Annotated in this window: 21 protein-coding genes; 8 read left to right on the top strand and 13 right to left on the bottom strand. The window is 69.2% G+C overall.

Annotated features, from left to right (window positions below; genetic code table 11):
* Nucleotides 1–44 precede the first annotated feature (44 nt).
* From AC5W7N_RS08970 to AC5W7N_RS08955, 4 genes are all read right to left on the bottom strand, one after another.
* The gene (locus tag AC5W7N_RS08970) at nt 45–1511 is read right to left on the bottom strand and encodes a serine/threonine protein kinase (RefSeq protein ID WP_495923502.1); all 1467 of its coding nucleotides are present in this window, start codon (nt 1509–1511) and stop codon (nt 45–47) included.
* A 77-nt stretch (nt 1512–1588) separates the two neighbouring features.
* Nucleotides 1589–2248: a Uma2 family endonuclease gene (locus tag AC5W7N_RS08965; protein WP_228815125.1), complete on the bottom strand. Its 660-nt coding sequence runs from the start codon at nt 2246–2248 to the stop codon at nt 1589–1591.
* A 95-nt stretch (nt 2249–2343) separates the two neighbouring features.
* Nucleotides 2344–3300, bottom strand: coding sequence for an electron transfer flavoprotein subunit alpha/FixB family protein (locus tag AC5W7N_RS08960; protein WP_163816161.1), 957 nt, complete (start codon nt 3298–3300; stop codon nt 2344–2346).
* A gap of 99 nt (nt 3301–3399) precedes the next feature.
* The gene (locus tag AC5W7N_RS08955) at nt 3400–4185 is read right to left on the bottom strand and encodes an electron transfer flavoprotein subunit beta/FixA family protein (RefSeq protein ID WP_163816163.1); all 786 of its coding nucleotides are present in this window, start codon (nt 4183–4185) and stop codon (nt 3400–3402) included.
* 245 nt (nt 4186–4430) lie between these two features.
* Between AC5W7N_RS08955 and AC5W7N_RS08950 the strand changes: the two genes are divergently transcribed.
* The 3 genes from AC5W7N_RS08950 to AC5W7N_RS08940 are packed head-to-tail and all read left to right on the top strand — an operon-like array spanning nt 4431 to nt 7989.
* Nucleotides 4431–5195, top strand: a complete 765-nt coding sequence (locus AC5W7N_RS08950) for a class I SAM-dependent methyltransferase (RefSeq protein WP_163816202.1) — start codon at nt 4431–4433, stop codon at nt 5193–5195.
* Complete coding sequence (locus AC5W7N_RS08945; RefSeq protein ID WP_495923501.1) at nt 5192–6730, top strand: 1,4-alpha-glucan branching protein domain-containing protein; 1539 nt, start codon at nt 5192–5194, stop codon at nt 6728–6730. The genes AC5W7N_RS08950 and AC5W7N_RS08945 overlap by 4 nt, the downstream gene beginning before the upstream one ends.
* Complete coding sequence (locus AC5W7N_RS08940; protein ID WP_163816167.1) at nt 6727–7989, top strand: glycosyltransferase family 4 protein; 1263 nt, start codon at nt 6727–6729, stop codon at nt 7987–7989. Before AC5W7N_RS08945 ends, AC5W7N_RS08940 begins: the two co-directional genes overlap by 4 nt.
* Nucleotides 7990–7998: 9 nt before the next feature.
* Here the strand turns inward: AC5W7N_RS08940 and AC5W7N_RS08935 are convergent, their stop codons facing one another.
* Nucleotides 7999–9333 carry an outer membrane protein assembly factor BamB family protein gene (locus tag AC5W7N_RS08935; protein ID WP_280212970.1) on the bottom strand — a complete coding sequence of 445 codons (1335 nt, stop codon included), beginning with the start codon at nt 9331–9333 and terminating at the stop codon, nt 7999–8001.
* Between the two features lie 152 nt (nt 9334–9485).
* On the opposite strand from AC5W7N_RS08935, the gene AC5W7N_RS08930 reads away from it, so the two are divergent.
* Both AC5W7N_RS08930 and AC5W7N_RS08925 read left to right on the top strand, forming a co-directional pair.
* The gene (locus tag AC5W7N_RS08930) at nt 9486–10235 is read left to right on the top strand and encodes an acyltransferase (protein ID WP_163816169.1); all 750 of its coding nucleotides are present in this window, start codon (nt 9486–9488) and stop codon (nt 10233–10235) included.
* An 83-nt stretch (nt 10236–10318) separates the two neighbouring features.
* Nucleotides 10319–10867: a DUF1697 domain-containing protein gene (locus AC5W7N_RS08925; protein WP_195019781.1), complete on the top strand. Its 549-nt coding sequence runs from the start codon at nt 10319–10321 to the stop codon at nt 10865–10867.
* Nucleotides 10868–10974: 107 nt separating this feature from the next.
* On the opposite strand, the gene AC5W7N_RS08920 is transcribed toward AC5W7N_RS08925, so the two are convergent.
* The 8 genes from AC5W7N_RS08920 to ctaD form a co-directional block, all read right to left on the bottom strand.
* Nucleotides 10975–12345, bottom strand: a complete 1371-nt coding sequence (locus AC5W7N_RS08920) for a THUMP-like domain-containing protein (RefSeq protein ID WP_495923500.1) — start codon at nt 12343–12345, stop codon at nt 10975–10977.
* Nucleotides 12345–13322 carry a class I SAM-dependent methyltransferase gene (locus tag AC5W7N_RS08915; RefSeq protein WP_014352264.1) on the bottom strand — a complete coding sequence of 326 codons (978 nt, stop codon included), beginning with the start codon at nt 13320–13322 and terminating at the stop codon, nt 12345–12347. The genes AC5W7N_RS08920 and AC5W7N_RS08915 overlap by 1 nt, the downstream gene beginning before the upstream one ends.
* A 71-nt stretch (nt 13323–13393) precedes the next feature.
* Nucleotides 13394–14170 carry an enoyl-CoA hydratase-related protein gene (locus AC5W7N_RS08910; protein ID WP_163816175.1) on the bottom strand — a complete coding sequence of 259 codons (777 nt, stop codon included), beginning with the start codon at nt 14168–14170 and terminating at the stop codon, nt 13394–13396.
* 33 nt (nt 14171–14203) lie between these two features.
* A complete protein-coding gene (locus AC5W7N_RS08905; RefSeq protein WP_495923499.1) occupies nt 14204–15013 on the bottom strand; it encodes an NUDIX hydrolase in 810 nt (269 codons plus the stop codon).
* 59 nt (nt 15014–15072) lie between these two features.
* Nucleotides 15073–15906: an ABC transporter ATP-binding protein gene (locus AC5W7N_RS08900; protein ID WP_163816179.1), complete on the bottom strand. Its 834-nt coding sequence runs from the start codon at nt 15904–15906 to the stop codon at nt 15073–15075.
* Nucleotides 15907–15972: 66 nt separating this feature from the next.
* Nucleotides 15973–16782 carry a peptidyl-tRNA hydrolase gene (locus tag AC5W7N_RS08895; protein WP_495923498.1) on the bottom strand — a complete coding sequence of 270 codons (810 nt, stop codon included), beginning with the start codon at nt 16780–16782 and terminating at the stop codon, nt 15973–15975.
* Nucleotides 16783–16786: 4 nt separating this feature from the next.
* On the bottom strand, nt 16787–18004 hold the full coding sequence (gene serB / locus AC5W7N_RS08890) for a phosphoserine phosphatase SerB (protein WP_163816181.1): 1218 nt from the start codon (nt 18002–18004) through the stop codon (nt 16787–16789).
* Nucleotides 18005–18154: 150 nt separating this feature from the next.
* Nucleotides 18155–19894, bottom strand: coding sequence for an aa3-type cytochrome oxidase subunit I (ctaD, locus tag AC5W7N_RS08885; RefSeq protein ID WP_138447082.1), 1740 nt, complete (start codon nt 19892–19894; stop codon nt 18155–18157).
* A gap of 298 nt (nt 19895–20192) precedes the next feature.
* Between ctaD and AC5W7N_RS08880 the strand changes: the two genes are divergently transcribed.
* The 3 genes from AC5W7N_RS08880 (at nt 20193) to AC5W7N_RS08870 (ending at nt 22715) form a co-directional block, all read left to right on the top strand.
* Nucleotides 20193–20996: a VOC family protein gene (locus AC5W7N_RS08880; protein WP_195019784.1), complete on the top strand. Its 804-nt coding sequence runs from the start codon at nt 20193–20195 to the stop codon at nt 20994–20996.
* Nucleotides 20997–21050: 54 nt separating this feature from the next.
* A complete protein-coding gene (locus tag AC5W7N_RS08875; RefSeq protein WP_495923497.1) occupies nt 21051–22112 on the top strand; it encodes an ABC transporter substrate-binding protein in 1062 nt (353 codons plus the stop codon).
* 144 nt (nt 22113–22256) lie between these two features.
* Complete coding sequence (locus AC5W7N_RS08870) at nt 22257–22715, top strand: AMP-binding protein (protein WP_195019785.1); 459 nt, start codon at nt 22257–22259, stop codon at nt 22713–22715.
* Nucleotides 22716–22763: the final 48 nt, after the last annotated feature.

Raw genomic sequence — 22763 nt, 5'->3', positions numbered from 1 at the left:
GTGCCCGGTCCGGTGGCGCTCCTGTGATGCCGACGATGTGCCGCTCAGCCCCAACGATGCGCACCGCGCAGCGCCACCCGGTAGGCGATCCATCGTTTGGTGGACGGGGAGGTGGCGCAGACCAGCGCGGTGCCCACGATGACCAGGAGCGGGACATAGGCGATCAGCGCGAGCCATTCGCCGGTGACGCCGATCGCGACACACGCGATGAGACACAGCAGAGTGGCCAGTACCGAGCAGATGATCGTCAGTATCCGTCCGGAAGGTCTGCCGGTCAGCAGTAGAAGGCCTGCGGAATTCCACAGCAGCGCGACCGCCGCTACCACCCCGAGTAGCGGAATGTTCTGCTGCACCAGCTTGTCGTTTCCTTCGCCGATCGCCTTGACGGTATCGGTCACGCCGAGGATGAAGATGCCGGCGAAGAGCAATCCGAACAGCTGCGTGATGATTCCGGCGGTCAGCACGGTCTTCATCGAGGGTTTCGGGCCGTACGCCGGATTCGATGGCGCCGGGCCGTAGCCGGGCACGGCGAACCGTGCCCCGGGACCGGGCATCGGGACGCCACCGTGCGGCGCCCACGCGGCGGGCGGCCCGGAGACACTCGCGCCACCGGCGGGACCGATCGGCCCCGCTTGCCGGATGGTCGGCGACGACGGACGCACCGGCACAGCCACATGCCTGCCCTCCAGCGCATCACGCATCGCGGTGGCGAATTCGGTGCAACTGCCGAACCGCTCATCGCGCCGTTTGGCCATGGCGCGGCCGAGCACCGCGTCGACGCTCGGGGGCAGATCCTTGCGGATATCGGTGAGCCGGGGCACCGGCTGGGAGATGTGCCCCATCACTACCTGGCCCGGATTGGTCGAGGCGTACGGCGAGCGACCAGCGAGGATCGCGAACAGCGTGCAGGCCAGCGAATACTGATCGCTGCGCGCGTCGACGACCTCACCGGAGAGCTGTTCCGGTGAGCCGAAAGCGATGGTGGCGGTGAAGGTTCCGGTGGCGGTGAGTGTGGTGTTGGCCTCGGTGAGCCTGGCGATACCGAAATCGGTGAGCACCGCGTGTGATTCGCGGCCCGCGTCGGCATCGGCGATGAGGATGTTGGCGGGTTTCACGTCGCGGTGCAGTACGCCCTGGCCGTGCGCGTAATCGAGCGCGCCGGCGGTGTCACCGATCAGCCGCGCCGCCGTCGACGCCGGGTGCATGCCCGCATTCCAGGAACCGGCATCCGTGCCGCGCACATATTGCATCGCGATCCACAGATGACCCTCGTCGGCTCCGCGATCGAACACCCCGACGATCCCCGGATGATCCAGCCGCGCAACCACATCGGCCTCCAGCTCGAACCGCCGCGTGAGCTCGGGATCATCGGACACAGCCTTGTTCAACAGCTTCAACGCCACACTGCGCGGCAGCCGCGGATGCTTGGCCAGATACACCGTCCCCATCCCGCCCTGCCCCAGCACACCCTCGAGCTGATACCCGGCGAAGGTCGTACCCACCCCCAGCACGCCTGCTCCTTCCGATCGCGGTCGAACACCGCGACGCTACCGCATCGGGGTGCCGGGAAACGGCCGTGGTGTGCGGATCAGAAAGCCAGCGCGGACCAGGAAATCTCGATCGGGAAGGGGTACGGGAACGACACCCCGTCCGCCGAATCTGGTGTCCATTCACCGGCCAGCAGGTAGTTCGACGAGCGGAGCGGGCGTACGCCGGAAGGCAGTTCGGCATGGCCGATCTCGAGGATGTAGACGCGGATCGCTCCGATACCGGTGAGGTCGGGTTTCAGGTCGACTTCCCAGTACGACGGGATGCCGGCGCCGGCGTACCGGGCCTTCTTCGCCTCGACATCGCCTGGTGTATTCGACGGTGACAACACCTCACCGACCAATACCGTGTCGGTGGCGCGGACATCGGCGCCCGGCGGGAGGCAACGGTGGACGAGGAAATCGGGCGTGACGAAGTCGGATTTACCGGTCGTTCCAAAGAAGACATTGGTTTCGAGATTCCCGCGCCAGCACCGCTCAGGATGAGAGGCCCTGTCGTCGCCGGCGCAACTCCTGATCTCCTGCGCCAGCAACAATGTGGCCAACTGATGTTCCCCCGGCCCACGCCGTAGCCACACCACGCGCCGATCCCACAGCTCGATCTGATCGGCGATCTCCTCGGGCAGCTTTTCCAGCTCTTCCCAGGTCATGTACTCGGGAAGATCGGGACGGTCGGTGCGCGAGGCACTCGGCACGGTCATGCGCTCATGGTACCCACCAGCACCGATACAGCCGTCCAACGCATGTGGCCCCGGCCGGAAATTCCGGCCGGGGCCACACGTCGCTGCGCGGCGGACTAGCCCTTGTGCGACTTGACCGCTTCGGTCAGCTGCGGCGCGACGTTGAACAGGTCGCCCACGATGCCGTAGTCCGCGATCTCGAAGATCGGGGCCTCTTCGTCCTTGTTGACCGCGACGATGGTCTTCGAGGTCTGCATACCGGCGCGATGCTGGATGGCGCCGGAGATGCCGAGGGCGATGTAGAGCTGCGGGGAGACCGTCTTACCGGTCTGGCCGACCTGGAACTGGCCCGGGTAGTAGCCCGAGTCGACGGCGGCACGCGAGGCACCGACGGCGGCACCCAGCGAGTCGGCCAGCGCCTCGACGACCGAGAAGTTGTCGGCCGAGCCGACACCACGGCCACCGGAGACGACGATGCCGGCCTCGGTGAGCTCCGGACGGTCACCGGCGACGACGGGCTCGCGCGAGGTCACCTTGACCACGCCCTCTTCCTGCGCCGGAACCTCGACGGTCACCTTCTCGCCGGCACCGGCCTGCGGGGCGGCCTCGATGGCACCCGGGCGCACCGAGATCACCGGCACGTCGCCGGTGGCCTTGGCGTCGACGGTGAAGGCGCCACCGAAGATGGAGTGCACGGCCGAGCCATCGGCGTTGACGCCGATGACGTCGACGAGCAGGCCGGAGCCGATGCGCGCGGCGAGGCGGCCCGACACCTCCTTGCCCTCGGCGGAGGCGGCGACGATGACGGCGGCGGGCGAGGCGGCCTCGACCAGACCGGCCAGCACGTCGACCTTCGGGGTCACCAGGTAGTTGTCCACATCGTCGGACTCGGCGATGTAGATCTTCTCGGCGCCGGCCGCGGCGAGCGCGTCGGCCAGCTTCTCACCGGTGCCCGCGGCGCCGAGCACCACGGCGGACGGCGAGCCGAGGGTACGGGCGGCGGTGATCAGTTCGGTGCTGACCTTCTTGACCGCACCGTCGGCGTGCTCGACGAGCACAAGTACTTCTGCCATTTGTGTTCTCCTGTGTCTGATTGCGGTGTTCGCGATGCCCTGCGCGGTACCGGGGCGGGCATCGGATTCACATCGCGAAGCAGTCTGGTACGGGCGGGATCAGATGATCTTCTGACCGATGAGGTACTGGGCGATCTTGGTGCCGCCGTCGCCCTCGTCGGCGATCTTCTCGCCTGCGGTACGCGGGGGCTTCGGGGTCGACGCGGTGACCGCGGTGCCGGCGTTGGCCACGCCCACGGTGGAGGGGTCGATACCGAGGTCGGCCAGGGTGAAGGTCTGCACTTCCTTCTTCTTGGCGGCCATGATGCCCTTGAAGGAGGGGAAGCGCGGCTCGTTGATCTTCTCGGTGACCGAGACGATGGCCGGGAGGTTGGCCTCGAGCTTGAACACGCCCTCGTCGGTCTCGCGCTCGCCGGTGATCTTGTCGCCGTCGACGGTCAGCTTGCGCAGGTGGGTGAGCTGCGGGATGCCGAGGTATTCGGCGATGATCGCCGGCACGGCGCCGGCGCGGCCGTCGGTGGCCTCGTTACCGGCGATGACCAGCTCCACGCCTTCCACCTGGCCGAGTGCGCCGGCCAGCACCCACGCGGTCTGCACGGCGTCGGAGCCGTGGATCGCCGGGTCGTTGATGTGGATGGCCTTGTCGGCGCCCATGGACAGCGCCTTGCGGATGGCCTCGGTGGCGCGGTCGGGTCCGGCCGACAGCACGGTGACCTCGCCGCCCTGCGCCTCCTTGATCAGCAGCGCTTCCTCGACGGCGCGCTCGTTGATCTCGTCGAGCACCGCGTCGGCGGCCTCGCGGTCGAGGGTGAAATCACCATCGGAGAGCTTGCGCTCGGACCAGGTGTCGGGAACCTGCTTGATGAGTACGACGATGTTCGGCATCGGTCTTCGTCGACCTCCTGTTCTGGGTACACGGGGTATGGGCGGTCGGTCGCACGATCCGGCGGGCCGTACGTCCATGTGAGTCGCTCAGGGCGTGACACTACCCTACGTTAAGTTACTCGTGGGTAACTTACTCCGCGAGGGTCCTGAACACCAGACCGGGAACAAGTTCACCGGCCCGTACCAGTAACGTCAGAACGATGAGTGAGGCTGTGATTCCTGCCGCAGTAGGCGAACCGGCACCCATGACCGCCGCGACGCCGGGCGCACTCGACCCGCTGCCGCTGACCGGCGAGCGCACCGTGCCTGGAATCGCCGAGGAGAACTACTGGTTCCGCAGGCACGAGATCGTCTACGCGCGACTGCTGGAGCGCTGCGCGGGCAAGGTGGTGCTCGAGGCGGGTTCGGGCGAGGGCTACGGCGCCGACATGATCGCCGGCGTCGCCACCCGGGTGATCGGGCTGGACTATGACGCGAGCGCGGTCGAGCACGTGCGCGCGCGCTACCCGCGCGTGGAGATGATCCAGGGCAATCTCGCCGATCTGCCGCTGGACGACGCCTCGGTCGACGTGGTGGTGAATTTCCAAGTGATCGAACATCTTTGGGATCAGGCACAGTTCCTGCGGGAATGCCTGCGGGTGCTGCGACCGGGCGGCGAGCTGCTGATCAGCACGCCGAACCGGATCACCTTCTCCCCCGGCCGCGACACTCCGCTCAACCCGTTCCACACCAGGGAACTCAATGCCGCCGAACTCACCGAACTGCTGGTGGAGGCCGGTTTCGAGGTGTCGGTGATGACCGGCGTGCACCACGGCGAGACGCTGAAAGCGCTGGACGCCAAGCACGGTGGCTCGTTCATCGATGCGCAGATCGAGCGCGCGCTGGCCGGTGAACCCTGGCCTGCCGAACTCACCGCCGACGTCGCCGCGGTGACCGTCGACGATTTCGCCCTGACCACCGACGACATCGATGCCAGCCTGGACCTGGTGGCCATCGCGGTGAAGCCTTGACCGATAACGCACAACCCGTGCCCGGCCAGTTCACCCTGGTCCTGCATTCGCATCTGCCGTGGCTGGCCCATCACGGCCGCTGGCCGGTGGGTGAGGAATGGCTCTATCAGTCCTGGGCCGCGTCCTACCTTCCGGTCGTCGACGTTCTGAGGACCCTTGCCGCCGAAGGCCGTTCGCATCTGCTGACGCTCGGCATCACCCCGGTGCTCGCCGCCCAGCTCGACGATCCGCACTGCCTGGCCGGTATGCATCACTGGCTGGGCAATTGGCAGTTGCGCGCCGACGAGGCCGCGATGGCCGGCAACATCGCGCTCGGCAGGCATGAGCACCGGCTGGCCGCGGCCGCATTGGCGGAGTTCGAACAGCATTGGCGTCATGGCGCCGCCCCGGTGTGGCGGCAGCTGATCGATGCCGAGGCGATCGAACTGCTCGGCGGCCCGCTGGCCCATCCGTTCCAGCCGCTGCTCGATCCCCGACTGCGCGAATTCCAGCTCACCGAAGGGCTCGCCGACGCCCGGCTGCGCTGGGGCCACACCCCGTCCGGGATCTGGGCGCCCGAATGCGGTTACACCCCCGGCATGGAGGTCGGCTACGCCGCCGCGGGTGTGACGCATTTCATGGTCGACGGGCCGGCGCTGCGCGGCGATTCCAGCCTCGGACGGCCGGTTCGCGAATCCGATGTGGTGGCCTTCGGCCGCGATCTCCAGGTCAGCTACCGGGTCTGGTCGCCGAAGTCCGGCTATCCGGGCCACAGTGCCTACCGCGATTTCCATCACTACGACCACGCCACCGGTCTCAAACCGGCCCGGGTCACCGGCAAATCGGTCGCCGGGCCGGACAAGGCGCCCTACGACCCCGAGCTGGCAGCCGCCGCGGTGCGCGCCGACGTCGACGATTTCGTCGCCACCGTGCGCGAACGGCTGATCGGCGAGTCCGAGCGGATCGGCAGGCCCGCGCTGGTGGTTGCGGCCTTCGACACCGAGCTGTTCGGGCACTGGTGGCACGAGGGTCCGCAGTGGCTGGGGCAGGTGCTGCGCGCGCTGCCCGAGGCGGGCGTCACCGTCGGCACCCTGGCCGACGCGCGGGCGAACGGCTATGTCGGCGAGCCGGTGCAGTTGACCGATTCGTCGTGGGGCTCGGGTAAGGACTGGCGGGTCTGGGCCGGCGATCAGGTGCGCGATCTGGTGGAGCTCAACGACGATATCGTCGCCCTCGCGCTGGACACCGTCGACAAGATGCGCGCGGATTCCTCGGCGACCGGCCGCGACCAGGTGGCCGATCAACTCCTGCGCGAGGCCATCCTGACCGTGTCCAGCGACTGGGCGTTCATGGTCAGCAAGGACTCCGCCGCCGGCTACGCCCGCGAACGCGCACACCAGCACGCGCACGCGGTGCGTGAGATCGCCGCGGCCGTCGGGGCCGGTCAGCTCGCCAAAGCACGGCAGTTGGCGGCAGGATGGGGGGCGGCCGACGGATTCTTCCCGGCCCTGGACGCGCGTCGGCTGCGCGCTGCCACCTCAGAAGGACATACATGAAGATCTTGATGGTGTCGTGGGAATACCCGCCGGTCGTCGTCGGCGGGCTGGGCAGACACGTCCATCACCTGGCCACCGAGCTCGCCGCCGCGGGCCACGAAGTGGTCGTGCTGGCGCGCCGCCCCACCGGCACCGACCCGTCGACCCACCCCACGCATTCCTACATCGCCGACGGCGTCCTGGTGGTCGCGGTCGCCGAGGACCCGCCGTTCTTCGATTTCGGCGAGGACATGCTCGCGTGGACGCTGGCGATGGGCCACGCGATGGTGCGCGCCGGCGTCGCACTGAACAAGCCCGGCATCGGCGAGGGCTGGACCCCCGATGTGGTGCACGCCCACGACTGGCTGGTGGCCCATCCGGCCATCGCCCTGGCCGAGTACTACGACGTGCCGCTGGTCTCGACCATTCACGCCACCGAGGCCGGCCGGCACAGCGGCTGGGTCTCCGGCCGGGTCAATCGCCAGGTCCATTCGGTGGAGTGGTGGCTGGCCAATGAATCCGACGCGCTCATCACTTGTTCGGCCTCCATGCAGGACGAGGTGGAGCGGCTCTACAGCCCCGACCGCATCCCGCTGACCGTCATCCGCAACGGTATCGATGTCGGCGCCTGGACCTTCCGGCCGCGGCCGCCGCGCACCGGACCGCCGCGGCTGCTGTATGTGGGCAGGCTCGAATACGAGAAGGGCGTGCAGGACGCGATCGCGGCGCTGCCGCGGATCCGGCGCGCCCACCCCGGCACCACGCTCACCATCGCCGGGGTCGGCACCCAGTTCGAATGGCTGCGCGAGCGGGCCAGGGTGCACCGGGTGGCGCGGGCGGTCACCTTCGCCGGCCAGCTCGACCACACCGAACTGCTCGGCTGGCTGCACGGCGCCGACGCCATCGTGCTGCCGAGTCGCTACGAACCCTTCGGGATCGTCGCGCTGGAGGCGGCCGCGGCGGGCACCCCCCTGGTCACCTCCACGGCCGGTGGGCTCGGTGAGGCCGTAATCGACGGCGTGACCGGGGCGTCCTTCGAACCGGCCGACGTGGACGGACTCGTGCAGGCGGTGCGCGCCGTGCTCGACGATCCGGCCGCCGCCCAGGAACGCGCCTACGCCGCCCGCGAACGCCTGACCGCCGATTTCTCCTGGGATGTGGTGGCCGCCGAGACCGCGCAGGTGTATCAGTCCGCCAAGCGACGGGTGCGGACCCCGCTCGGGCGTCCGGTGATCACCATGCGCCCACTGCCGGAACGCGATCCCAACCAGCCGGTCTGACCGGCCGGCTCATTCCTGCGGGGCGAAGACGAAGATCTCGCCGATCCGGGTGGCCACGACCACCTCGCCGTCGGCGCTGACCGAGGTTCCGGTGGTGGTGCCGCTCGCACCGGGCAGCACGTCCGAGTCGAGGGTCTGGCCGGTCTCGGTATCGAAGGTGATCAGGTTGAGGCCGTCACCGATGGCCGCCACCGTGTAGCCGGTGTGGCCCGCGGTCTGGGCGGGCGTGCCCCGGTGGCCGAGATCCTTACGCTCCCAGACCTGTTCGACGCTGTCGCCGTTGTCGCGCAGGGCCAGCAGGTAGCCGTCGTCGCCGGCCGGGATGATCAGCCCGTCGGCGGAGACGGAGATGCCGCGGCGCGGAGTCCACTCCAGCGGATGCACCCATTTGGTGCTGCCCTCCATGGCGTCGACGGCGATCAGCCGGTCGCTGTTGTCGCCCACGTAGACGGTGCTGCCGTCGGCCGACAGGGCCGGGCTGGTGGCGCTGCCGCCCTCCAGCATCTCGGCGCTCCACAACCGCTCGATCTCGCCGTCGATGTAGCGCAACGCCACCAGCGAGGCCCTGGCGTCGCCCGGACGCCACACGGTGGCGTAGAAGCGCCCGGAGTCGGTGTCGATGGGCGAGACATTGGCCACCGCGCACTGCGGGCCGCCGGTGGGGCAGTCGTCGAGGCCGTCACCGGACGGCGGCCAGCTGAGAGCGGGAAGTTCGAGATGATCGGGCTGGCCGAGCAACTGCATGGTGGGCACCAGCCGCTGACCGGTCTGCCGTGACAGCACATCGATCTGGCCGGCCTGGGTGATGGTGAGCAGGTTGCTGTCGCCGGTGAACTGCAACGAGACGGGCACGCCCGCCACCGCGGTGCGCCAGCGCGGCTGGCCGAGGTAGTTCATCGACGTCACGCCGCTGTCGTCGCCGACGTAGACGTTGGCGAGGCCATCGATCAGCGTCGGCGAGGAGATCGCGTTCGGCCCCATCGGGTTACAGAACCGTTTGCGGCCGGTGGGCATCTGGAAGGAGAAGATATTGCAGCCCGACGGTGTGCGGGTGGTGACGAACATCTGGCCCTCGGCCGCCACCCCGACCGGAGTCGCGATCGGCCCGCCCACCGGGCGCGACCACTTCAACTCCACCGCGTGCGCGCCGGTGACCGGGCTGGTACCGCTGTTGCGGGCGTCGTGATGGGCGCCGGGCCAGCCGAGGCCGGGGCCGACGGTGATGTCATCGACATCGGTGCCGCAGCCGGTGAGCACCACCGCGCCCACTGCCAGTAGCGCCGCCGCCGTATTCACCCGCAGCCGTTGCCGCCCGGATACAGCTCGTACGCTGCCGATTCGCACCTGCTGCTCTCCTTCACACGCGATCTGCCGTGATCATCTCCCCGCGCGCCCGCGCGTGCCAGTGAGGTTAGCCGACGGGTATCGATCCGCTCGGGGCAGCACGTCAGTAGGCTGTGTGCGCGATAGGCGGACACACGACGGGAGAACAGTTCGTGACGAGCATGTGGGGCGCACCGTTGCGTTCACGGTGGCGGGGATCGCGGCGCCGCGATCCGCAGCAGGCACGCTTTCTCACCATGGCGTCGCTGCGCTGGGTGATCGCCAACCGTGCCTACACGCCGTGGTACCTGGTGCGCTACTACCGACTGTTCAAGTTCCGGCTGACCAACCCGCATATCGTGTTGCGCGGCATGGTGTTCCTCGGCCGGCGGGTGGAGATCCACGCGACCCCGGAGCTGGGCCGGATGGAGATCGGCCGCTGGGTGCACATCGGCGACGGCAATGCCATCCGCTGCCACGAGGGTTCGCTGCGCATCGGCGACAAGGTGGTCTTCGGCAAGGACAACGTCGTCAACACCTACCTCGATATCGAGATCGGTGAGTCGACGCTGGTCGCGGACTGGTGCTACATCTGCGACTTCGACCACAAGATGGACGACATCACCATGCCGATCAAGGATCAGGGCATCGTGAAGAGCCCGGTCCGCATCGGCCCGGACACCTGGATCGCGGCCAAGGTGACGGTGCTGCGCGAGACCCGCGTCGGCCGTGGCTGCGTGCTCGGCGCGCACGCCGTGGTCAAGGGCGAGATCCCCGACTACTCCATTGCCGTCGGCGCACCGGCCAAGGTGGTCAAGAACCGCAAGGCGGCCTGGGAGTCCGGTGCCGAACAGCGCGCGGCCTACCTCGCCGCGCTCGAGGACATCGAACGCAAGAAGAACGGCGCCCCGGCTCAGGCCTGAGCGGCGGGCCCGCCGCCCGCGCGGGGCCCGATCACGGCTGCGGTAACGCCCGGTTGTCGGCGCGATCCATTACGGTCTGCCCCATGACGAGGTACGCGGCGCTGTTGCGCGGGATCGCCCCGATGAACCCGAACATGACCAACGACAAGCTCAGAGGCGTGTTCACCGGGCTCGGCTTCGAGGCGGTCGCCTCGGTGCTGTCGAGCGGCAATATCGTCTTCCGCACCGGCGAGGCCGATCCGGCCGAGCTGGAGGACCGGATCCAGCGGGCACTCAATCGGGAACTGGGCATCCCGGGCGGCACCATCATCCGCGACTACGACGAGCTGCGCACGCTGCTGGACTCCGAGCCGTTCGAGGGACTGACCCATGGGCGCGGCACCTACCTGACCGCGACCTTCCTGAAGAGCACCAGCAACGAGCCGATCGAGCTGCCCGACGATCCCGATCCACTCACCCGCGTGGTCGGCTACGACCCCGCCGCCCGGGTCTTCCTGTTCGTCGTCGACAACAGCACGCCGAGGACTCCCGATTTCATGGCCTGGCTGGAGCGCACCTACGGCAAGGACATCACCACCCGCACCTGGCTCACGGTGCAGCGGGTGGTGAAGAAGATGGAAGCGATCACCTGAGCACCCGGGCCGCGCGCGATCACGCAGCGAGGCGTAACGCGGCAGGCTTCCGGGTCGCGCCCGAGATCGATCATGTGCCTGGCGTCCTCGGCGGCGGTCGGGCAGAGCTATCCGGAGTCGGGCCGAGCGGCAGCTACGGCCTCACACAGGAACACGGTGGCGTGGCGGCCGATGCGCATGATCACGAGCGTGAAGGGCTGGGAGCCGGTCGGTTTCAGGCGGCGGCGCAGCTGGTCCGGGTCGACGTCGACGCCGCGCACCAGGATCTCCAGCGCGCCGCAGTCCCGTCGGCGCAGCTCGGAGCGCAACGACTTCTCGCGGAAATCCAGCTGGTCGAGCACCCGGAAGCCGCGCACGCCCTCGGGCACCCGGTCGCCGGTGAGGTAGGCGATACGCGGGTCCAGCTGCCAGAGACCGTGTTTCGCCGCGTACTGGCGGACCAGGCCGGCGCGGACGATGGCGCCGTCGGGGTCGATGATCCATTCGCCGGGGGCGCGTTCGGGGATGTCGTCGGGCTCGGCGTCGGTGAGGATGGTGGCCCGGCCAGTCGACGACAGCACCGTCGCACGGCGGGTGACGCCGGAGTCGGTCAGTCCGGGCGACCACAGGCAGGCTTCCCGGACCGAACCGTCGAGGGACACGACCTCGATCTCTCCGGTCCAGTCGAGGCTATCGAAATCCAGTCCGGGGGCGCATTTCACGGCCAGATCACGACCGGGATAGGCGGCGAGGAGGTTCGGCAGCGGTGGTTGGAGTTTCGCCGGATCGTGCGTTCGCCTGCCGTCGGCTCGGCGCGCTGGATCAGCGATGATCACAATGTCCCGGGTACACGGGACCAATGCATCCGCCTTGACCAGCAGCACATTTCGGGCGGTTACCGCGTCGTCGCCGGGCCGCCGAGCAGGTGCGATTCGCTCCGGCACGACAACCCCGGCGGACGTGTTGTCGGACGACACCGAACCGGTCGATGCATAGTCGGCCGGTTCGTCGACAGCAGCCGTCGTGCCGATAATGCCAATCGTTCGGGCCGGCCGCCGCGCCAGCGACAGCGCCGATCGGCCTAGATTGTGCCGCGCCATCGCGAGGCGAACGTCGTCCAGGTCGCTGCCGATCACGGCCGGGCACACCCGCGCCAGCTCGGCCAGTTCCGCGCCGATCGAGCAGGTCACATCGTGGACGGCGCGACCGGCGAGCCGGGCCGCCCGGTGCCGCGCCACCACTGTTGGCGTGGCCTGCTGGAGCGCGTCGTCGGTGAACAGCCACTCCCCCGCGTCGGCGAGTTTGGCGGCGGCCCGGCGGCGTAGCCGCACCGTCTCGATCAGTGCCGCCGCCCGGTCGCCATGGTCGCGGCGCACCCGCTCCAGATCGCGCAGGTGCGTCGACGGGGTCAGCTCCAGCCGGTCCACGTCGGCCAGTGCGGCGGCGCCCGCCGCACCGGCCAGGAAGACGACGTCCTCGTGGCTGAAGCCGTAGCCCACTACTGGCCCGGGGCGCCCGGCTTCACACCGGTGATCATGGCGTTGTAGAAGAACTGGCGCGGCACCACCCGGCGCATGACGTTCTCGTCGACCCAGCTCAGGCCCAGCCACGCCTTGTACATCGCCATCCGGTAGCGCCAGGTGAGCTTTTCGGCGGGCACGGCGGCCTCGAAGGTGCGCACCGGCCAGCCCCACAGCGCCGCGGCGAACTCCTCGGTGTGCGCGGCGACCTCGACCGCGCCGGCCGAGCGGGCCATCGCCTCGAGCTGGTCGGGGGTGAAGGTGTGCAGGTCGACGACGGCCTCGAGGGCGGCGGCGCGCGAGGACTCGTCCAGCTCCTCCTGCGGACGGCGCCAGCTCGCCAGACCGGGCAGCTTGGTGAGGTTGGTGGTGGCGCCCCAGGTGATCCGCCCGAGCCAGCGCGCGTAGAAATTGCCGGCGGTGGTGGGCTCGCCGGCGAAGACCAGGCGCCCGCCCGGCTTGAGCACGCGCAGGCATTCCTTCAGCGCGAGTTCGACATCCGGGATGTGGTGCAGCACGGCGTGGCCGACCACCAGGTCGAAGGTGTTGTCCTCGTAGGGGATGGTTTCGGCGTCGGCGACGCGGCCGTCCACGTCCAGGCCGAGGTTCTGCGCGTTGCGCAGGGCGACCTTCACCATGCCCGGCGACAGGTCGGTCACCGAACCGCTCTTGGCCACCCCGGCCTGCATCAGGTTCAGCAGGAAGAAGCCGGTGCCGCAACCGAGTTCCAGCGCCCGGCCGTAGGGCAGCGCCACCGGCCCGACCGCCGCGTCGAAGCGGCCGCGCGCGTACTCGATACACCGTTCGTCATAGGAGATCGACCACTTGTCGTCGTAGGTCTCGGCTTCCCAGTCGTGGTAGAGGACCTGGGCGAGTTTGGTGTCCTTGAGCGCGGCTTCGACCTCGGCCTCGGTGGCATGCGGGTTCGGCGCGGGGTCGTCGTGGCGTACCGTCATGGTGGCCTAGCCTAAACCCTCGCTGTAGGTCGTCACATACCAGTGGGTGGGATCGCGCGCGCGGCGGCGGATCAGCGTCCGACGAACTCCGCCGAGCCGGGCCCGTCGGCCAAATAAGAACGTGTTCCTATCAGGCGGTCTTCCGTGCCGAACAGCTCCGACCACGCGATTCGGGCCCGATCGTGGCCGTGCGGGCCCGCCTCGAAGACCGCTTTCGCGGCCGCCAACGCGCGGGCCGGACCGTCGAGGAAACCACGCGCCCAACCCACCGCCGCGGTGTAGACGTCATCGGGTGCCACGACCTCGTCGACCAGTCCGAGGGCGCGTGCCTCGTCCGGTTCCACGAAGCGGCCGGTGTACACCAGATCCTTGGCGGCGCCCGGCCCGATGAGCGCGGTGAGCCTGCGGATGCCTGCCAGCGGGATCAGGCCCGCCTTGATCTGCGGCAGCCCGAGCTTGACGTTGTCGCCGATGACGCGGCGGTCGGCGCCGAGGGCGAGTTCCAGGCCGGAACCGAGCGCGTAGCCGCTGATCGCGGCCACCGTCGGCTGCGGAAGCCGGGCCAGGCAGCCGAGCGCGTGCTGCAGATCGGCGGCCACGGCGCCGGCCTGCTCGGCGGAGAGCGCGGCCAGTTCGGCGAGATCGTCGCCGGCGCAGAAGACGCGTTCGTCGCCGTAGACCACCACCGCGCCGATGCGCGGATCCACGCCGACCGCATGCGCCGCGGCGGCCAGCTCCCGCACCACCTGGATGTTCAGCAGGTTCATCGGCGCACGGGCGATACGCAGTACCGCCACCCGGCGTTCGGTCTCGCCGTCCAGCTCGTCCACGGTCACGAATTCGGCCATGGCTGGCAACCTACCGGGTGCGCGCCGGATCTTTCATTCGCGCGTGGAGCCCTGCAGCTTGCGCTGATCGGGAAGGTCGTCGAAGTACCGGGCGCAGTCCGGGAAGCTGAGCGCCTTCCTGCCCTCGGCGGCACTGAACACCGGTTCGATCGGGTCGATGGCGCGCTCGGCGGCCAGGATCTCGGCGGTGGAGGCGTAGCCGGACAGCGCGTCCAGCTGAGCCCAGGTGGGCGGCAGCAGGATGTCGGCCCCGGCTCGCCAGCGGTCCAGCGCTTCCGCGGGGGTACGCCACTGGACCTCGTCGGCTTCGGAGGTCGCGCCGTCGGCACGCTGGCCTTCGGGCAGCACGGCGACGAAGAATCGGGTGTCGTAGCGACGCTTCTCGACCTCGGGGGTGATCCAGTTGGCCCACGGGCGCAGCAGATCGGCGCGCAGCACCAGGGTCTCCTCGACCAGGAACTGCGCCAGCGACAGCTCACGCCGCTCCAGCTTGCCCCTGGCCTCGCGATAGCCGGTGGTATCGGCGACCACCTGGTCGGCGGCCGGGCCGGCCAGCAGCACTCCGCACTCTTCGAAGGTTTCCCGCACGGCGGCACAGACCAGGGCCTGTGCGCGCGGTTCGGTGGTGCGGAAACGCTCGGCCCACCAGGCCGGTTCCGGCCCGGCCCAGGCGATGTCGGCGGTCGCGTCGGAGGCGTCGACGCCGCCGCCGGGGAAGACGGTCATGCCCGCGGCGAAGGCCATGGCTCCGACCCGGCGCTGGAGGAACACCTCGGGGCCGGTGGCCCCGTCGCGCACCAGCATCACCGTCGAAGCATCCTTGGGCAGCACCACATCACTCATTCCTGCACCCTAACGCTCGCTTGGGAACGGGCACGCCGACGGCGTGGGGTTCCGACCACTCAGCGAGAACGGTGTTTGCCGAAGCGGCGCGCCCGGCGCGCGAAGTATCGTCCGTCGACTCGATCGAGCGCGATGGACTGACTGAAGGCCTCGCTGAGGTTCTCCGCCGTCAGCACATCCGTCAGCAGCCCCTGGGCGACGACGGAGCCCTCGTTGAGTAGCAGCCCGTGGGTGAACCCCGGTGGGATCTCCTCCACGTGGTGGGTGACCAGCACGATGGCCGGTGCGTCCGGATCGGCGGCCAGATCGCCCAGGCGCTCGACCAGTTCCTCGCGGCCGCCGAGATCCAGGCCGGCGGCGGGTTCGTCGAGCAGCAGCAGTTCCGGGTCGGTCATCAGCGCACGGGCGATCAGCACGCGTTTGCGCTCGCCCTCGGAGAGGGTGCCGTAGGTGCGGTCGGCCAGGTGCTCGGCGCCGAGGCTTTCCAGCATGTCGATGGCGCGGTCGGTGTCGACGTCGTCGTAGCGTTCGCGCCAACGGCCGAGCACCGCGTAGCCGGCCGAGACCACCAGATCGCTGACCTTCTCCTCGCGCGGCACCCGGCCCGCTACCGCGGCCGAGGACAGACCGATGCGCGGGCGCAGTTCGCTGACGTCGACCTTGCCGAGCACCTCGCCGAGCAGATGCGCGATGCCCGAGGTGGGATGCACCTCAGCGGCGGCCATCCGCAGCAGCGAGGTCTTGCCCGCGCCGTTGGGGCCGAGCACGACCCAGCGTTCGTCGAGCTCCACCTGCCAGGTGACCGGGCCGACGAGGGTATGGCCCGAGCGGCGGATGGTGACGTCGGTGAAATCGATGAGCAGATCGGGATCCGGTTGCGGCACGCGCTCCATCTTGGCTCAAAAGCCACGCGCGCGTACGACCGGGCCGCGTACCGGCGGTGACAGATACCGGGCGATTCAGCGAGTGAGCAGGCCGGGTGTGGCGATGACCGTCATCGAACCCGGTGCCACTTCGGTGAATCCGGCATCGCGCACCGCGACGGCCGTGCCCGCGTGCACCGCGCGGCTCAGCTCGGCCCAGTGCTCGGGATCCGATTCGCGCACCGCGCAGGCGAACTCACGCTCGGCCCAGGCCAGCGCGGCACGCTCGGGCAGCGCACCGGCGAGCAGCATGCTCGCGTGCCCCACCTGTGCCGCGGCCTTGCCGAGGGTCATGCCGAGGGCCGAATTCACCCACAGCACGGGCAGTTCGGGATCCGGCGGGCCCGGGTCGTCATGGTCGAGGTCGGTGCCGCCGATCTGCAGCTTCCTGATCCGCGGGTCGATCGCGCCGACCGGGCCGGGGACGAGCGCGCGGGCCTGTGCGCCACCGAGCTCCACGGTGACGCCGTCGACCTCGTTCGCCGCGGCCCACTGCGCCCCGCGCGCACGCCGGGCGACCTTGCGGATCCGGGACCGTTTCCACGCCAGGTATCGGTCGGCCCATTCCCCGCCGGGGCCGACGCGCGGATCCAGGCACAGCGCCACCGCGGACGCCGCCGCGGACGCCAGCAGCGCGCTGCGGGCGGGCGGGTCGGTTTTGGGCAGGTACAGCACCATCTGCATGGCCTGCACCAGCGCCGGATCGTCGGGGTCGCCCGCACCGCCGTAGCCCGCGGCGAGCTCGGCGTGCCTTGCGGCGAAATCACCGTCGGTCGGGCGTGGTTCGGCGGGCGCGGTGTCCTCGATCTCCTCGACCGGGGCGGCCTGCTGCGGCGTATCGGTCATCGGCTCAGCCCAGCGGTACCCGGCGCAGCAGTCCGTCCATGGCGTCGGCCGCCTCCACCTCGTCCCTGGTGACGCCGAGGATGAACAGCACCGCATCCAGGTAGGGGTGCGACAGCGCGGCGTCGGCGATCTCGCGCAACGCCGGCTTGGCGTTGAAGGCGACACCGAGTCCGGCGGCGTTGAGCATGTCGATGTCGTTGGCGCCGTCGCCTACCGCGACGGTCTGCTCCATCGGCACCCCGGCCTCGGCGGCGAATTTGCGCAGGGCGGTGGCCTTGGCGGCCCGGTCGACGATATCGCCGACCACCCGTCCGGTGAGCTTGCCGTCGACGATCTCGAGCGTGTTGGCCTGCACGAAATCCAATTCCAGATCGTGCGCCAGCGGTTCGATCACCTGGCGGAAACCGCCGGAGACCACCCCGCAGCGGAAGCCGAGCCTGCGCAGGGTGCGGATGGTGGTGCGGGCACCGGGGGTGAGCTCGATCCGTTCGGCGACCTCCTCGATCACCGACTCGTCCAGCCCCTCGAGGGTCGCCACCCGCTGGCGCAGCGATTCACCGAAATCGATCTCGCCGCGCATGGCCGATTCGGTGACCCGGCGGACCTCGTCCTCGACGCCGGCGTGCGCGGCCAGCATCTCGATCACCTCGCCCTGGATCAGCGTGGAGTCGACGTCGAAGACGATGAGCCGCTTGGCCCGGCGCGCCAGTCCGGCCCGCTCCACCGCCACGTCGACCTGCTCGGCCACCGCGACGTCGGCCAGTGCGGTGCGCAGCCGGGAATCGGTGTCCTCGCCGGGGTCGGTGGCGCTGACCATCAGCTCCATACCGGTCACCGGGTAGTCGGCGACACCGCGGATGGCATCGATATTGGCGCCGAGCGCGGCGAGCTGACGGGAGACGGCGCTGAAGGCACGGGCGGTGACGGGTGCGCCGAGGATCACCACAGCATGGGTGGGCACCGGCGCGCGGGCAGGCTCGGCATCGATGTCGACGTCGACGTGCATGCCGACGGTGTTCATCGCCTCTTCGAGCTCGTCCTGCAGTTCTTCGGGATCGTTCGGGCAGGTCACCAGCACCCCGAGGGTCAGACGGCCCCGGATGACGACCTGCTCCACATCCAGCAGGCTGACCTGATGGCGCGACATCGCCGTGAGTAGCACCGACGTCACGCCCGGCCGGTCGGGACCGGTGACGGTGACGAGAACTGTGGTGTCTGCCAAAACCTGCGCTCCAGTCTGTGTGAAACGCAGAAGCGGCGTACAACGGATACCCCGGGGGGCCGCCGACGCCGCAACTACGAATTGTCTGCTGCGCATGCACCCGCTGGTCACCCCGGCGAGTGCACACTCATCGTCGAATGCTGTCTTCCGCTACTTGGTCAGGGCGCCTTCATGCACCTCGGTGGCATGCTTGCCCGAACCCCAGCCGACGTGGGCCTCGGCCCGCATCCGCTCGACCATGTGCGGGTAGTGCAGCTCGAAGGCCGGACGCTCGGACCGGATCCGCGGCAGCTCGTAGAAGTTGTGCCGCGGCGGCGGGCAGGTGGTGGCCCACTCCAGCGAGTTGCCGTAGCCCCACGGATCGTCCACGGTGACGACCTCGCCGTAACGGTAGCTCTTGAAGACGTTCCACAGGAACGGCAGCATCGAGGCGCCCAGCACGAACGCGCCGATGGTGGAGACCGTGTTCAGCGTGGTGAAGCCGTCGCTGGGCAGGTAGTCGGCGTAACGACGCGGCATGCCCTCCGCACCCAGCCAGTGCTGCACCAGGAAGGTGGTGTGGAAGCCGATGAAGGTGGTCCAGAAGTGCCACTTGGCCAGCCGCTCGTCCATCATGCGGCCGGTCATCTTGGGGAACCAGAAGTAGATGCCGGCGTAGGTGGCGAACACGATGGTGCCGAAGAGCACGTAGTGGAAGTGCGCGACCACGAAGTAGGAGTCGGTGACGTGGAAGTCCAGCGGCGGGCTGGCCAGGATGACACCGGACAGACCACCGAAGAGGAAGGTGACGATGAAGCCGATGGAGAACAGCATCGGCGATTCGAAGGTCAGCTGCCCCTTCCACATGGTGCCGATCCAGTTGAAGAACTTCACACCGGTCGGGACCGCGATCAGGAAGGTCATGAACGAGAAGTACGGCAGCAGCACCGCGCCGGTGGCGTACATGTGGTGCGCCCACACCGCGATGGACAGGGCGGCGATGCCGAGGGTGGCGTAGACCAGGGTGGTGTAACCGAAGATCGGCTTACGGCTGAAGACCGGGAAGATCTCGGAGACGATGCCGAAGAACGGCAGCGCGATGATGTACACCTCGGGGTGGCCGAAGAACCAGAACAGGTGCTGGTAGAGCAGGATGCCGCCGGTGGCCGGGTCGTAGATGTGGCCACCCAGGTGGCGGTCGTAGGCCAGGCCGAACAGGGCGGCGGTCAGCAGCGGGAAGGCGAGCAGGACCAGGACGCTGGTGACGGCGATGTTCCAGGTGAAGATCGGCATCCGGAACATGGTCATACCGGGCGCACGCAGGCAGACCACGGTGGTGAGCATGTTGACACCACCGAGGATGGTGCCGAGACCCGAGACCGCGAGGCCCAGGATCCACAGGTCGGTGCCGACGCCCGGGGAGTGCAGGATGTCGGTCAGCGGGACGTAGGCCGTCCAGCCGAAGTCGGCCGCGCCGCCGGGGGTGATGAAGCCCGCGGTCGCCATGGTGGCGCCGAACGCGTACAGCCAGTAGCTGAAGGCGTTCAGTCGCGGGAAGGCGACGTCGGGGGCGCCGATCTGCAGCGGCAGGATGATGTTGGCGAAGCCGAACACGATCGCGGTCGCATAGAACAGCAGCATGATCGTGCCGTGCATGGTGAACAGCTGGTTGAACTGCTCGGGCGAGAGGAACTGCAGACCCGGGCGCGCCAGCTCGCCACGCATCATCAGCGCCATCAGGCCGCCGATGAGGAAGAAGACCATCGAGGTCGTCAGGTACATGACGCCGAGGACCTTCGGGTCGGTCGTGGTGACCATCTTGTAGATGAACGACCCCTTGGGACCGGTCCGCGCCGGAAAAGGCCTAGTCGCTTCTAATTGAGGGACTGGCTGGGGCTCTACGGCAGTCACTGATCCTCCTGAAGGTGCCTTTAGGTCGCTCCGCAGGCTCCACTGTCAGCATGTGTCCGGTGGCGCCCGGGCACACGACGGTTAGCTTGCGCTCTTCGAATCGTAAACCGTGCTGCCGCAGGCGACCGAGCGGGTCCTACTCTGTGTCGTATTCGCGGCCCCTCGACACCCGTTTCCGCTGCCCTGGCCCGGTGTGTCGGCGCGGCGCGGACCGATGAGTCCGGCTCGACCGCGCCGTCTCTATCGATGGACATCGCCGCTGATCCCGGCGGCGGTGCGAACACCGAGGAGAGCGCAGATGGCACAGAACGCAGCGCACCGGCCCGGCGATCCCTGCTGGGTCGATGTCTACAGCTCCGACCCCGATCGCACGATCGCCTTCTACGGGGAACTGTTCGGCTGGACCGCCGAACGCGATGACGATTTCGGCGGCTATCTCACCTTCCGCACCGACGGTAAGGCCGTCGGCGGCGGGATGGGCCGAATGCCCGATGATCCCGACAGCCCGGATCAGTGGACGGTCTACCTGGCCGTCGAGGACGCCGAGGCGACCGCGACGGCCGCCGTCGCGCGCGGCGGGCAGATCGTGGTGGCGCCGATGGCGGTCGGCGATCTCGGCTCGATGGCGGTCCTCGGCGATTCCCGCGGCGCGGGGGTCGGCATCTGGCAGGCGGGCACCTTCGGCGGTTTCGAGACCGCCGGGCTGGTCGAGGGCGGGCAGTGGAGCGATCATCACGGCGCCCCGTCCTGGTTCGAACTCACCACCCGCGATTTCGCCGGCTCGGTCGAGTTCTATCGGACCGTCTTCGGCTGGGACGACCTGTTCCCGATCTCCGACACCCCGGAGTTCCGCTACAGCACGCTGCATTCCACCAGCCCCATGCTCGGTGGCGTGATGGACGGTTCGAGTTTCCTGCCGGAGGGGTCACCGGGCGGATGGTCGGTGTATTTCGGCGCCGACGACGTCGACGCCACCGTCGCAAAAGCGGTGCGGCTGGGTGCGACGGTGACCGCGCCCGCCGAGGACACCCCGTACGGGCGGCTGGCCACCCTCGTCGACCCGAACGGTGCGCGATTCAGCCTCGGCGGCGACAAGGGCTGAGCACCGGCCGACCTCACCTGCGGATCGAGGGTGCGCGCATGTACCCTCACCGGCATGCCGGTGAGCGCGATGGGTCATGCACGCACCCGAATCCGCACGATCATGGGTGCCGTCGTCGTCGGCTGCGCCGCGATGCTCGGCGCGGGTTGCGCGACGCCCGCCGATGATTCGGCCTCGATCATCCGCACCACCACCAATATCGCCGGTGCGGGTGTGGTGGGGCTAGAGCGCGATACCGCGCGCGCGTGCAGCCTGCCCACCGCGCCCGATCCGGCCGCCGGCGCCACCCGCACCGTCACCCACCCGTTCGGCGTCACCGAGGTGCCCGCCGACCCGCAGCGCATCGTGGTGCTCAGCACCGCGGCGCTGGACGCGGTGTGTGCGGTGGGCCTGTGGGAGCGGGTGGTCGGCGCCGCCACCGTCGATGGCCCGCGCCCGCAGCCGAGCTACCTGGGCACCGGCATCTCCGAGATCCCCGGCGTCGGCACCGTCGCCGCGCCGGACCCCGCCCTGATCGCGGCCCTGCACCCCGATCTCATCATCGGTGACCTGCCCGCGGCCGGCGCCGATTTCGGTGCGCTGTCGGGGATCGCGCCGACGGTGCTGATCGGTGACACGGGCGACTGGCAGCACCAGTTCACCACCCTCGCCGCGGCAATGGGACGGTCCGCGGCGGCGGAGACGGCGCTGGCGAACTTCCGCACCGAGGCGGCAGACGCCGGAAACGCCGTGGCCGCCAACCTCACTCAGGCCTCCCTCGTCCGCTTCACCGGCGACGGCACCAGGGTGCTCGGCAACGAGACCATGCCCGCGCAGGTGCTCGCGGCCCTCGGCGCCCATCGTCCGACCGCCCAGCGCGCGGGCTCGTTCGACGTCGACGAATCCGAGCTGACGCCGGTGGAAGGCGATCTGATCTACGTCATGTTCGCCGGCCCCGAAGGCCGCGAACACGGCGAGACGGTGCTGCGTTCGGATGAGTGGAAGGCGCTCGGCGCCGCCACCGACCGGCGGGTGTTCGCGGTGGACGACACCATCTGGCACACCAAGGGCCTGACCGCGGCCCGCGCCGTGCTCACCGATCTGCGCAACACCCTCAACGCCTACGTCAACGACTGATTCCCCGGCCGGGGCCACCCTGGGTGGGCAAACCACCACCCTGAGAGGGTGTGAGCCCGCGCCTTGGGGTGCTGGGGCCGCGGCCCCGTGACGGCGAGAGTGGAAGACAACCAACAGCGCCTTCCATTCCTCCGAGGGGACACCATGCACACTCCAGTCGAATCGCACACCGGCAACGTCACCGTGCTGCCGACGGCCCGGCCCGCCGCCGTCGACCCGCAGGCGGTCGTGCTGGACGCCGCGGATGTCTCGCTGTCCTATGCCGAGCTGGACAGCTGGTCGAACCGACTGGCCAGGCTGCTGCTCGAGATCGGCGCGGGCCCGGGGATCCGCGTGGCGATCGCCGTCGACGAGCCGGTGGAGGCCGTGGTCGCCGAACGCGCCGTCGTCAAGATCGGCGCGATCCCGATGACGATGCACGAGGGCGAATCCACCGCCTTCGGCACCGGCATCGGTGTCACCACCAAGCAGGAACGTCCGCAGCTCGACGATCGGATCAGCTGGCTGGTGCTCGATGACCGGTCGACGTTGCGGCGCTACCTGGCCGGCTCGGACGGCCCGCTGACCGAGGCGGATTTCGCGGTCACCGCACGCTCGGCCTGATCGGCGTTTTCTGCTCGTCGCGCGGCGCGGCCCGGCCCGGAAAATCGC

It is taken from the genome of Nocardia sp. CDC519 (assembly GCF_059509835.1).
The sequence above is the reverse complement of the archived record's forward strand: the minus strand, read 5'-3'. Positions and strand labels throughout refer to the sequence as shown.